Source organism: Cellulosimicrobium sp. NPDC055967 (genome assembly GCF_042269845.1).
In the GTDB taxonomy this organism is placed as follows: domain Bacteria; phylum Actinomycetota; class Actinomycetes; order Actinomycetales; family Cellulomonadaceae; genus Cellulosimicrobium.
Genome location: NZ_JBHJYJ010000007.1, coordinates 155222 through 167155 on the forward strand (window position 1 = coordinate 155222; position 11934 = coordinate 167155).

11 protein-coding genes are annotated in these 11934 nt (G+C 75.1%); 8 read left to right on the plus strand and 3 right to left on the minus strand.

Annotated elements, in window-relative coordinates; all coding sequences use genetic code 11:
• Window positions 1-26 precede the first annotated feature (26 nt).
• From ACFC2L_RS11580 to ACFC2L_RS11600, 5 genes are all read left to right on the plus strand, one after another.
• Complete coding sequence (locus tag ACFC2L_RS11580) at window positions 27-1358, plus strand: PP2C family protein-serine/threonine phosphatase (RefSeq protein ID WP_375824453.1); 1332 nt, start codon at window positions 27-29, stop codon at window positions 1356-1358.
• On the plus strand, window positions 1355-3037 hold the full coding sequence (locus ACFC2L_RS11585) for an ATP-binding protein (RefSeq protein ID WP_375824454.1): 1683 nt from the start codon (window positions 1355-1357) through the stop codon (window positions 3035-3037). Before ACFC2L_RS11580 ends, ACFC2L_RS11585 begins: the two co-directional genes overlap by 4 nt.
• On the plus strand, window positions 3034-3474 hold the full coding sequence (locus ACFC2L_RS11590) for a response regulator (protein WP_087471801.1): 441 nt from the start codon (window positions 3034-3036) through the stop codon (window positions 3472-3474). The genes ACFC2L_RS11585 and ACFC2L_RS11590 overlap by 4 nt, the downstream gene beginning before the upstream one ends.
• A 134-nt stretch (window positions 3475-3608) precedes the next feature.
• Window positions 3609-4535, plus strand: coding sequence for a proteasome assembly chaperone family protein (locus ACFC2L_RS11595; protein WP_375824455.1), 927 nt, complete (start codon window positions 3609-3611; stop codon window positions 4533-4535).
• Between the two features lie 321 nt (window positions 4536-4856).
• Window positions 4857-5060: a cold-shock protein gene (locus ACFC2L_RS11600; protein ID WP_034655075.1), complete on the plus strand. Its 204-nt coding sequence runs from the start codon at window positions 4857-4859 to the stop codon at window positions 5058-5060.
• Between the two features lie 76 nt (window positions 5061-5136).
• On the opposite strand, the gene ACFC2L_RS11605 is transcribed toward ACFC2L_RS11600, so the two are convergent.
• A complete protein-coding gene (locus ACFC2L_RS11605; RefSeq protein ID WP_375824457.1) occupies window positions 5137-5979 on the minus strand; it encodes a spermidine synthase in 843 nt (280 codons plus the stop codon).
• 196 nt (window positions 5980-6175) lie between these two features.
• Here ACFC2L_RS11605 and ACFC2L_RS11610 point away from each other — a divergent pair, with 196 nt between their 5' ends.
• Genes ACFC2L_RS11610 through ACFC2L_RS11620 form a run of 3 tightly spaced genes read left to right on the plus strand, consistent with a single transcriptional unit; the run spans window position 6176 to window position 8348 of the window.
• Window positions 6176-6619, plus strand: coding sequence for an SAV_6107 family HEPN domain-containing protein (locus tag ACFC2L_RS11610; protein ID WP_375824458.1), 444 nt, complete (start codon window positions 6176-6178; stop codon window positions 6617-6619).
• Between the two features lie 39 nt (window positions 6620-6658).
• Window positions 6659-7915 carry a DNA polymerase IV gene (locus ACFC2L_RS11615; protein ID WP_375824459.1) on the plus strand — a complete coding sequence of 419 codons (1257 nt, stop codon included), beginning with the start codon at window positions 6659-6661 and terminating at the stop codon, window positions 7913-7915.
• Between the two features lie 37 nt (window positions 7916-7952).
• A complete protein-coding gene (locus ACFC2L_RS11620) occupies window positions 7953-8348 on the plus strand; it encodes a DUF3040 domain-containing protein (protein WP_375824460.1) in 396 nt (131 codons plus the stop codon).
• Here ACFC2L_RS11620 and ACFC2L_RS11625 read toward each other — a convergent pair.
• Both ACFC2L_RS11625 and ACFC2L_RS11630 read right to left on the minus strand, forming a co-directional pair.
• Window positions 8296-10596 (minus strand): transglutaminaseTgpA domain-containing protein, encoded by a 2301-nt coding sequence (locus ACFC2L_RS11625; protein WP_375824461.1) that lies wholly within the window; start codon window positions 10594-10596, stop codon window positions 8296-8298. The two genes, ACFC2L_RS11620 and ACFC2L_RS11625, sit on opposite strands and share 53 nt — an antisense overlap.
• A complete protein-coding gene (locus ACFC2L_RS11630; RefSeq protein ID WP_375824463.1) occupies window positions 10593-11933 on the minus strand; it encodes a DUF58 domain-containing protein in 1341 nt (446 codons plus the stop codon). The genes ACFC2L_RS11625 and ACFC2L_RS11630 overlap by 4 nt, the downstream gene beginning before the upstream one ends.
• Window position 11934 lies beyond the last annotated feature (1 nt).

Below are 11934 nucleotides of genomic sequence, written 5' to 3' on the forward strand. Positions count from 1 at the left end.
ATGGCGACCAGAGGGGAGCGGGCGTCGTGACCGGGACCGACCGTCAGGTCCCCGCGCGGCCCTCGGCGCGGGGCGACGAGGCCGACGCGCGCGACCAGGTGCTGTCCGAGCGCGCTGTCCTCGCACCGACCGACGAGCTGCGCATCCTCCTCGTCGAGGACGACGACGGCGACGCGATCCTCGTCGAGGAGCTGCTGGCGGACGGCAACCTCACGGTCGACCTCCACCGCGCGACGACGCTCGACGCCGCGCTCGAGATGCTCGTCTCCTGGCACGTCGACTGCGTCCTGCTGGACCTCGGTCTGCCCGACTCGGTCGGGCTGTCGGCGGTCGAGCGGGTGCGGACCGGCACCCACCCGCCCGCCCTGGTGGTCCTCACGGGGCACTCGGGCATCGACCTCGGCGTCCAGGCCGTCGCCGCCGGCGCCGACGACTACCTGGTGAAGGGCGAGGTCGACGGCGACCTCCTGGGCCGGTCGGTGCGCTACGCCGTGCAGCGGCGCATGTCCGTCGAGCAGCAGCGCGCGCTGTACCGCAGCGAGGTCCGGGCGGCCGAGACCGCGCGACTCGAGCGCGCGCTCCTGCCCACGCCGCTCGTCCAGGACGACCGGCTCGACGTCATGGTGGGCTACGTCCCCGGCGGCAACGGCCTCCTGGGCGGCGACTTCTTCGACGCGGTCGAGCGGCCGGACGGGACCGTCCTGTGCATCATCGGCGACGTCGCGGGCCACGGTCCCGACGAGGCCGCGCTCGGCGCGACGCTGCGCACGGCGTGGCGCACCATCGTGCTCTCGGACACCCAGCCGGAGGGCATCCTCCCGCTCCTGGAGCGCGTCCTCGTGCCCGAGCGCGCCCGCCCCGAGGTCTTCGTCACGCTGTGCCAGGTCGTGGTCTCCGCGGACCGCCGCCGCGCGGAGGTGTACCTCGCCGGGCACCTCGCGCCGCTCCTGCTGCGCGACACCGCGACCGAGATCACGCCCACCGCGCGCGGTCGCGCGCTCGGCATCCCCGTGCAGGGCGGGTGGGCGTCGCAGTCCGTCGACCTCGGGGAACGCTGGGCTCTCATGCTCTACACGGACGGGCTCGTCGAGGCGACCGTCGCGGGGCCGGGTGGCGTGGCCGGGCCGCGCACCCGCCCGGAGCGGGTCGGCGTCGACGGGTTGCGCCGCGCGGTCGACAGCGCGCTCGAGCAGGGCGTCGAGGGGGTCGTGGAGCGCGTCTTCCGCCGCGTGCGCGACCTGCACGGCGGCCCGCTGGCCGACGACGCCGCCCTCCTCGTGCTCGGCTGGGGCGGGGACGAGGGCACCCCCGGCGAGCGCACGGCGACTCTCGCCGACTCCGACGAGTGGGCCCGGTGACGCGCCCGGTGGGCGAGACGGCCGTCGCGGGGCGCGCCGGGCGCCGGCGTGCCCCGACCCTGCGCCGCCGCCTCGGGTGGGCGCTCGTCGTCGCGGGCGTGATCCTCCTCGGCGTCCTCGCGACGTCGGCCATCGCGCTCTCGCGCGTGCTCACCATCCAGAGCGAGGTCACCGGGCCGTTCTTCGACGCGGTGACCGAGGCGGACGCCGCGTACGTGGGCCTGCTCGACGCCGAGGTCGCGGTCCGCGCGTACGTCGCGACCGGCGACGACACCGCACTCGAGGCCTACACCCGCGCGGTGGGGACGGACGCCGAGGGCGTCGTCCCGGACCGCACCCTCGTCGACCGCCTCGGGTTCGACGCCGAGCTCGCGGCGCTGGCCGGGCAGTCTGACGCCTCCGTGCGGGCCTGGGTCACCGACTACGCCGAGCCGGCCATCGCGACCACCGAGGACGACGGGCCGGGGCGGGTGCGCGCCGTCGACCAGGCCCACGGCGCCGAGCTGTTCGCGGCCGCGCGGGCCGACACCGCGCGGTACGTCGACGCGCTCCGGGCCGAGCGCGTGGAGCGGCTCGACGCGCTCGAACGGTGGAGCCGGGCGCTCTTCGGGAGCGTCCTCGTCCTGGTCGGCTCGGCGCTCGCGGTCGGGATCATCCTCTGGGTGTGCCTCAAGCGCTGGGTGACCGAGCCGATGGCCGAGCTGGCGCACCGGGTGCGGCTCGTGAGCTCCGGGAGCCTCGACGAGCCGGTCGTGACCTCCGGTCCGGCGGAGATCGCCGACCTCGCGCAGGACGTCGAGCACATGCGCGTCGAGCTCGTGAACCAGGTCGCGGAGATCAAGTCGTCCCACGAGGACGCCGCCCGCTCGCACGAGCTCCTCGCCGAGCAGGCGCGCGAGCTCGAGCGGTCGAACCGCGACCTCGAGCAGTTCGCCTACGTCGCGTCCCACGACCTCCAGGAGCCGCTGCGCAAGGTCGCGAGCTTCACGCAGCTCCTCAAGAAGCGGTACGGCGGCGAGCTCGACGACCGCGCGGACCAGTACATCGACTTCGCGGTCGACGGCGCCAAGCGCATGCAGCGGCTCATCCAGGACCTGCTCGGCTTCTCCCGCGTGGGCCGGACGGGCAACGAGCGCGTCGACGTGGACCTCGAGCGGGAGCTCGAGGGCGTGCTCGAGGACCTGTCCGAGAAGGTCGCGGAGACGGGGGCGAGCATCACGCACGACCCGCTGCCCGTCGTCGTCGGCGAGCGGGCGCTCCTGCACCAGCTCCTGGCCAACCTCGTGGGCAACGCGCTGAAGTTCCGGGACCCGGACCGGCCGCCGGCGGTGCACCTGGGGGTGCTCGCGCGCGACACGCACTGGGAGATCTCCGTCGAGGACAACGGGATCGGGATCGACCCGCAGTACGCGGAGCGCGTGTTCGTCATCTTCCAGCGTCTGCACGCGAAGGACGTGTACGAGGGGACCGGCATCGGCCTCGCGCTGTGCAAGCGCATCGTCGAGTACCACGGCGGCCGGATCTGGATCGAGCCGCGCGAGGGCGGGACGACGATCCGCTTCACGCTCGCCCACGCGTACGTGCACGCGCAGGTCGGCTACGCTCGCTCCGACCCCGACGGCGCGGAGCAGGTCACCCCTGCCCGCGCGCGTCACGACGACGAGGAGAGCCCCGCATGAGCCACGGCAGCAAGCCGATCGACGTCCTCCTGGTCGAGGACGACCCCGGCGACGTGCTCATGACGCGCGAGGCGTTCGAGGACCACAAGGTGACGAACCGCCTCTCGGTGGTCTCCGACGGTGTGAGCGCGCTGCAGTTCCTGCGCAAGGAGGGCGAGCACGCGGGCGCCCCGACGCCGGACCTCATCCTCCTCGACCTCAACCTGCCCCGGATGGACGGGCGCGAGGTCCTCGCCGAGCTCAAGGCGGACGAGGCGCTGCGCAAGATCCCGGTCGTCGTCCTGACGACGTCGGAGGCCGAGGAGGACGTCGTGCGCAGCTACTCGCTGCACGCCAACGCGTACGTCACCAAGCCCGTCGACTTCGACCGCTTCATCGACGTCGTGCGCCAGATCGACGACTTCTTCGTCTCGGTGGTGCGCCTGCCCGGTCGCTGACCTGGGCACGGGCCCGGGACGGGCCACTGCGGGACCGCCGGTCCGGGAAGAACCGCGGGACGAGCCGTGTTGTCCTCGTCAGGCCCGCCGCGCCGTCGGCAGCGCACGGGCGAAGGACGTCACGAGGAGGATGCATGCTGGACCCTCGCGGGATCTACGAGCTCGACGAGCAGGCGGTGGCACGCCTGTGGCCCACGCCGCCCGAGCCGGGCGCCGGGCCCGTGCTGCTGCACGCCGTCGCGGGGTTCGTCGACGCGGGCAGCGCGGGCGCGGTGGCGGTCGACCACCTGCTGGAGATCGGCGAGGTCACCCGGGTGGTGACGTTCGACGTCGACCAGCTCCTCGACTACCGCTCCAAGCGCGCCACGATGACCTTCAGCACCGACCGCTGGTCCGACTACGACGAGCCGCACCTGGTGATCGACCACGTGCGCGACGCCGAGGGGACGGGGTTCCTGCTGCTGCACGGCGCCGAGCCGGACGTGCAGTGGGAGCGCGTGGTCGCGGCGGTGCGCGACGTCGTCGAGCGCCTCGGGGTGTCGCTCACGGTCGGCTTCCACGGCATCCCCATGGGGATCCCGCACACGCGTCCGCTCTCGGTCACGGCGCACGCGACCCGGCCCGAGCTGCTCGGCGAGCACACGTCGTGGTTCGGCACCGTGAAGGTCCCGGCGAGCCTCGCCGCGCTGCTGGAGCTGCGGCTCGGCCGCGCCGAGCACGACGCGCTCGGCGTCACCGTGCACGTGCCGCACTACCTCGCGCAGTCGTCGTACCCGCCCGCGGCGGTGGTCGCGCTCGAGCACGTGCAGCGCGTCACGGGCCTGGACCTCGCGACGAGCGGGCTCGCGGAGGCGGTGCAGGAGGCGAAGACGGAGGTCGAGCGTCAGGTGCGTGACTCCGAGGAGGTCGCCGCCGTCGTGCGCGCGCTCGAGGAGCAGTACGACGCGTTCGCGCGCTCCGTCGGTCGGACGAGCCTGCTCGCCGAGTCCGCGCCGATCCCGACGGCTGACGAGCTCGGGGCGGAGTTCGAGCGCTTCCTCGCCCAGCAGTCGGGCGACTGAGCCGCGGCTCGCCCCGACCCGCCCCGGTCCGCCGACCGGGGCGGAATGTGCCGAAAAATCATCACGAGAGGTGGCGAGTTCCGTGGCGGACCAGACGTGGTCCATGCCACACTGTGACCCGTTGCAGTGACGTACTTGCGCACGACCCGGTGCAGGGCCGGTACGTGGGTCCGCCCGGCGGGGTGGTCCGGCGTCGGGCCCGCCGGCCGCACACGGCCGGGCGCCGGCGAAGGACGTGGGACATGGCATTGCGGCGTACGGGGGTGGACGAAGGGTCCGCTCGCTGATGTCCCCGGACGGACAGAAGGTCAGAGGAAGAGCATGGCGCAGGGTTCTGTGAAGTGGTTCAACGCCGAGAAGGGCTACGGCTTCATCGCGCAGGACGGCGGCGGTGCCGACGTCTTCGTGCACTACTCGGCGATCGAGTCGAACGGGTACCGCACGCTCGACGAGGCGCAGCGGGTCGAGTTCGAGATCACCCAGGGGCCGAAGGGCCCGCAGGCGGAGAAGGTTCGTCCGCTCTGACGTCCACGACGTCTCGCGGCCGGGCCACCCGGTCGTCGCAGGAGCCGCGTCCCTCGGGCGCGGCTCCTGTCGCGTCTCACGACCCGTCCGCGGCGGTGCCGTCGGCCGACGTCCCCGCGGGGTCGTCGAGCACCGGCGCGGTGCCGACGAACGCGCGGAGCTCGTCGCCCGTGACGACGCGTGCCGGGACGGCGAGCGAGCGGACCGCACGCGCCAGCGTCGTGCTCGACAGGGTCGGCGCACCGGACCCGGCACGGACCGCGGCCAGGACGACGTTGCCGTAGCGCCGGCCCTTGAGCTGCGCGGGCTCGGCGATCGCCGCGACCCGGTCCTCCGCGCAGGCGTTCTCCCCGAACGCGGCTGCGAGCGTCGCGGTCTCGCGGCGTGCCGTCGTGAGCGGCGGTCGGTCGGCGCAGTTGACCAGGTACACCCCGCCGGGGCGCAGGACGCGGTGCACCTCGTCCGCCATGCCGCGCGTCGCGAGGTGGTCGGGCGTGCGGTCGCCGTCGAACACGTCGCGCACGACGACGTCGTACGAGGCGTCGGGAAGGCTCGCCAGCGCGTGCCGTGCGTCGTCGGGACGCAGCCGGAGCCGGGGGGAGCGCGGCAGGTCGAACCAGGTGCGGACCAGCTCGAGCAGGCGGGCGTCGAGGTCGACCCCGAGCTGGGACGAGCCCGGCCGGGTGTGCTCCACCCAGCGCGGCAGGCTGCACCCGGCCGCGCCGAGGTGCAGCGCGCGCAGCGGGCCCGGGGCGAGCTCGTCCACGACGGCCGCCATCTGCTGCATGTACTCGAACGCGAGCATCCCGGGGTCGTCGAGGTCGAGGTAGGAGCTGGGGACGCCGTTGACGTAGAGCGTGACCGCCGACGGGTGGTCGGGGTCGCGCTCGACGTGCGCGGTCCCCGTCGACGTGGGCACGGGCCCGGTCGGGAGGTCGGGGGCCGCGGCCGTGCCACGGCTCCCGGCACCCCGGCGCCGGGACGGTGTGGGTGGCGCGGAGGACCCTGGGGAGCGTCGGGAGGTGCGGCGAGCCATGTGCTCACCGTACGGGCTGGCAGCCACCCGACGTTGACAGGATCGAACAGGTGTTCGATAGTGGAGGAGGAGGTGCGCGATGTCGAACGAAGCAGGCGCGAGGGGGGCGGTCGCCGTCCCCGCCGAGGTCCGTCGGCTGCTGGACCGCGCGGACGCGGAGCTCGTCGCGGCGGCGCTCGCGCAGGACGCGGGCGAGCGCTTCGTGCACGCGCACCTCGGTGCGCTGCGCGCCGCCGCGGCGGTCGTCGCGTTGCGCGCCCGCCCCGTGCGCCGCGGCCGGGCCCGGTCGGTGTGGGACCAGCTCGCGGACGCCGAGCCGTCGCTCGCCGCCTGGTCCGGCTACTTCGCGAGCGGGGCGCGCGTCCGCGCCGCCGTCGACGCGGGTCGGTTCGACGCCGTGGACCCGCGCCGCGCCGACGAGCTCGTGGCGTGCGCCGAGGACTTCCGCGACGAGGTCGCGATGCTCGTCGACCCGGCGGCCGGGTTCGTCCGGATGCCCGGCCTGCGGACGGTGGCGTCGTGACCTCGGCGCGGCGCTCGCCGAGCGCCCGGTGAGGCGGCGGTGAGCCGCGGGCCGCGCGCGGTCGTCCGCCGCGACTGGGGCGACGACGAGGAGGGGTGCTCGATCCTCCACGTCGACATGGACGCGTTCTTCGCGTCCGTCGAGCTCGCCCGGCGCCCCCAGCTCGTGGGGCGTCCGGTGATCGTGGGCGGCGCGGAGCGGGGGGTCGTCCTCGCGGCGACGTACGAGGCGCGGGCGTTCGGCGTCCACTCGGCGATGCCGATGGTGACGGCGCGCCGCCTGTGCCCCCAGGCGATCGTCGTGCCCCCGGACCACACGCGGTACCACGAGGTCTCCCGGTCCGTCATGGCGGCGATCGGCGAGATCACGGCGCTCGTGGAGCAGGTGAGCGTCGACGAGGCGTTCCTGGACGTGAGCGGGGCCAGGCGACGGCTCGGGCCCCCGACGCGGATCGCGGCCGAGCTGCGGCGGCGCGTGCGGGCCGAGCACGGCATCACCTGCTCGGTCGGCATCGCGACGAACAAGTTCGTCGCCAAGCTGGCCTCGACGCACGCCAAGCCGGACGGCGTGCTCCTCGTGCCGGCCGCGGCCACGGTCCCGTTCCTGCGGACTCTGCCCGTCGGCGCCCTGTGGGGCGTGGGGGAGCGGACCGAGAGCGCGCTGGCGCAGTGGGGCATCCGCACCGTCGCCGAGCTCGCCGACACGGACGTGGCCTCCCTCCAGGCGGCGGTCGGCAAGGTCGCGGGGGCGCACCTGCACGACCTCGCGTGGGGGCGCGACCCCCGGCCGGTCGAGCCGGAGCGGTCCGAGCGGAGCATCGGCGCCGAGACGACGTTCACCCACGACCTGCGCGACCTCACGGCGGTCCAGGCGCGCGTGCTGGAGCTCGCGGACCGGTGCGCGGGCCGCCTGCGCCACCAGGGTCTCGTCGCCCGCACCGTGAGCGTGAAGGTCCGGACGAGCGACTTCCGCACCGTCACCCGCGCACGGACCCTCGGAGCCCCGACGGACGTCGCGCGCGAGATCTACCTCGTGGCGCGCGAGCTCGTCGCGAGCGTCGACCTCCGGGGCCTGGCCGTGCGGCTCGTGGGAGTCCGCGCCGAGGGGCTCGAACCTCGCGCGGAGGCCGTCGTGCAGCCCACGCTCGAGGAGGCCGTCGAGGAGACGAGCGCGGCGCGACGCCGGGTGGAGGAGGCCGTCGACGCGGTCCGAGGGCGGTTCGGGGTGAGATCCATCGCCATGGGGCCCGCCAGGACCCGCTCGACTACCAACCCCGCGGATGTCGATCTATCCTGAGGGTGACACACGACCACCGTGGAGAAACGGGGTGCTCATGCCTCTGTCTGAGTACGAGCAGCGGGTCTTGGAGCAGATGGAGCGCGCGCTCACCTCGGACGACCCGCGGTTGGCGAACACGCTCCAGGCGCCACGACGACGTTCGGCGCTGCGCTATGTCCTGGCCGGGGTCGGCGTCGTCGGCGGCCTCCTCCTCCTCGTGCTGGGGGCCGCGCTCTCGCAGACCTGGCTCGGGGTGATCGGCTTCGTCCTCATGTTCGGCGGCGTCGTCCTCGTCTTCCAGTCCCCGCGCTCGTCGCGCAAGGGACCGGTCGGGACCGTCGAGGCGGACGGCACCGTCCGCCCGGCCGCGCCGAGCAAGCCGTCGCGCAAGCCGTTCCTCAGCCGACTGGAAGAGCGCTGGGACCGTCGGCGCGAGCAGGACGGTCGCTGAGCGATCCCTCGACCGCGTCGACCGCCGTGTCGACGAGCTCCTGGAGCCGCTCCGGGCGGGTGACCGTCCGCGGCTCCGGGGCGTAGCGCTCGGCCTCCAGAGCCGACGCGAGCCCGGCCACGGCCTCGGCGACGTCCTCGTCACGCGGGTGCTGACCGCGGCGCGCCTGCAGGGCTGCGACGACGGCGGCGGGGACGCGCCGGGGCGTCGTGGACGTCGGCCACCGCACGTCGAGCGCCCCGAGCCTGTCGGTGAACTCGGCCCACGCGTCCTCGGCGTCCCGCATGCTCTGCGTCTCGGCCCGACGCCGCAGCACCAGCCATAGTGCCCCGCCCATGGCGACCGCGACGAGGAGCGCCACCCCCACGACGAGCGGCCACGGTGCCCCCTCGTCCGCACCGCCGCCGGTCGTCCCGCCGGTGCCCGGCGTCGTGGGGACCGGGCTCGCAGGGGCGGACGGTGCCGCGGTCGTCGCACCAGGGTTCGGCACGTTGCCCGGGTCCTGCAGGCCCCCGGGAGTGACGGCCACGGGCGTCGCCCAGCGCGGCGTCGGACCCGTCTGCTGGGCCGGGGTCGGTTCGAACCGTACCCAGCCCTGGCCCGGGAACCAGAGCTCCGGCCAGGCGTGGGAGTCGCGGCCGGTGACCTGGAAGCTCGAGTCGTCCACGCGCTCGCCGGGCAGGAACCCGACGCCGAGTCGCGCGGGGATCCCGAGGGTCCGCGCCATCATCGTCATCGACGTCGCGAACTGGACGCAGTAGCCCGTGCGGTCCTGGAGGAAGTCCCAGACCGCGTCGCCGGAGTCGCCCGGCGGGACCTCGGTCGAGTACGTGAACTGCGAGACGTCGCGGAAGTAGGTCTGCAGCGCGAGCGCCTGGTCGTAGCGCGTCGGCGCCCCCTCGACCACCGCGGCCGCCAGGTCACGGATGTCCTGCTCGTGCTCGGTCGCCGGGACGTCGAGATAGTTGGGGTCGTCCGGGTCGGCTCCGGTCGCCTCCCGCAGCGACGGCCCGTCGAGCGGCCGGGGGAAGACCGTGAGGTCGTACGCGGTCCCCGCGCTCGTGGGCTGCTCGCCGAGCACCTCGTCGCGGACGTCGTCGTACGACCAGTCGCCGTCGATGCCCACGGCGCGGGGCTCGGTCGGCACGGGGAGCCGGGTGTCCCGCAACGACTCGAGCGTGACGCGCACGGAGGTCGGCTCCTCGACCCCGGCAGGGTCGCTCGGCCACAGCACCTGCTCCGCGCCCTCGATCGGGGTGCCGTCGCGGTCCGCGCCGCGCCGCCAGTTGGTGCCGTCGAACCCCGTGAGGGTGAACACGCGGAGCGGGCCGACCTCGTCGCCGTCGGTGCGGTAGCGCAGGACGACCTCCCCGGAGCGCTCGGCGAGGTCGCGCCGCATGTCGAGGTCGTCCGAGAGGCGCACCGTCTGCCCGGTCGACGAGAAGAGCCGGGACCACGACGCCGACGCGACCTCGGGGAGCGAGGCGCTCGCCGACCCGAGCCCCAGGGCGACGACCGCGACGGCGACCGCCACGACGAGCGCCCCGGCGGCCCGCAGGCCGCCGGCCGCACGGTCCTCCGCCCGTCGTGTGGTCGCGCCGCGCCGCACGGTGCGGTGCGGGTTGTCGACCGCGAGGAGGAGGACCAGCGCGGTCACGGTCACGACGAACGCCAGAGGCGGGATCTCGCCCATGATGACGAGCCCGGGGATCCACAGCGCGAGGAGCGGCAGCGCGACCCCGGCTCCCAGCCGGAGCCCGCCGGCCATGAGGTCGGCGACGAGGAACACGACGACCGCACCCCCGACCGCCATGAGGGCGATCGGGAGGCTCGGGTCGATCGGGGCGACCTCCGCGAGCGTGAGGTCCCGCGCGGTGGAGAGCCGGGACAGGACCCGGTCGACGTTGGAGAGGCCGATGAGGAGGGAGAACCGGTCGGTCGGGCCCCCGTAGAGCCCGAGCAGGGCCCAGAGGCCGACGACGAGCCCCGCGAGCGAGGGGAGCAGCGCGGCCGGCGGGGCGAGGACCTCGCCCCGCGTCGCGTGGCCCCGCTCGAGGGCGTAGCGCGAGATCCCGGTCACGAGCGCCAGGACCGCGACGGTGCGCACGGCCGTGCCGGTCCAGCCGCCCGGTCCGATGACGCTCCCGAGCGCGTAGGTCGACGCGACGACCGCGACGGCGACGAGCCCGCTCGTCGCGAGCACGCGGAGGCCGACGGGGGTCGAGGGGGCCGGTCGGGACGTGGTCATCGTGAGCCCTCCACGAGCAGGGTCCAGGCGTGCTCCAGGGAGACCGACGGGTCGACGAGCGCCGCGTGCCACCCGGTGGACCGCAGGGCGGCCACCGTCTCGAGCGCGTCGGCGTGCTCGGGCGCCCAGGGCCGTGCGCTCACGACGAGCGCGCGGTGCAGGCCGTCACCGGCCATCGCCGCCACGGTGTGCCGGGCGACGGAGCCGAGCGGGCCGAGCACCGCGACGGTGATCTCGCCCGGGCGCCGGTCCCGTCGCAGCGCCTCGGACGTCGCGACGACCGAGCGGTCGGCGTCCGCGACGACGTGGTGCCCGTGCAGGTCGACGGTGGCGTCCAGGAGGTCGGCCGGGCCCTCGCCGGAGCGGTTGACGCGGAAGCCGGTGCCGGACACGACCGGCGCGAGGGACGTCGGGACGAGCCGGACGGGGTGCCCGGCCTGGAGGAGGGACACGCCGATGGACGCCGCGCACTCGACCGCCCACTCGCCGTCGGCGAGCGCGCGCGGGCTCGACGCGGCGAGCTCCGGGTGGGGCAGGAGCCCGCGGTCGAGGAGGACGCTGACGGGCGGCAGGCCCGCGCTCTCGTCCGCGCGGACCATGAGCTGGCCGTGCCGGGCCGCGCTGGCCCAGTGCACGCGCCGCGGGTCGTCGCCGGCGACGTAGTCGCGCAGCACCGAGTCGTCGCTCGACGCGAGCCGGGCGCCCGACGCCGAGCGCTCGTGCTCGCCGAACGCGCGCGACCCGCGGACGGGCAGCTCCACCGTGCGCGGCCACACCGCGACCGCGGTCGGCTCGCCGAGCTCCTGGGTCGCGCTGACCAGGCCGAAGAGGTCGACCCGCGTCGTGAGGAGCGGGCCGAGCGGCCACCGTCCGCGGCGGAGCGGGCGCAGGCGGTAGCGGACCGCGATGTGGTCGCCCACCGTCGCGACCTGCGCGCGCAGGGAGCCCTGGTCGCACAGCTCGTGCGCGGCCTGCTCGCTGATCCGCAGGCGGGCGAGCGTCGTGGCGGTGGACGACGTCGCCCGGGTCGCCGCGACCGTGAGGCGTGCCGTCGTGTACTGCCCGTGCACGGCCGGGTTCGGCTGGACGCGACGCGTCACGTGCAGGGCCCCGCGACCGCGGTCGATGCGTCGGACGGCCATCCAGCACCAGGCGGCACCGACGGCGAGCGCACCGGCGACGCCGAGCCCGACGAGGTCGGGCAGGCCGAGCGTGACGCCCAGGACCACGAGCGCGGCGCCGGCGGCGAGCACCACCGTGCCGCGCCGGGTCAGGCGTGCGCTGGCGAGGCTCCTGCTCCTGCCGCGGAGCCGCGCGAGGAACGACGGGGCGCGCACG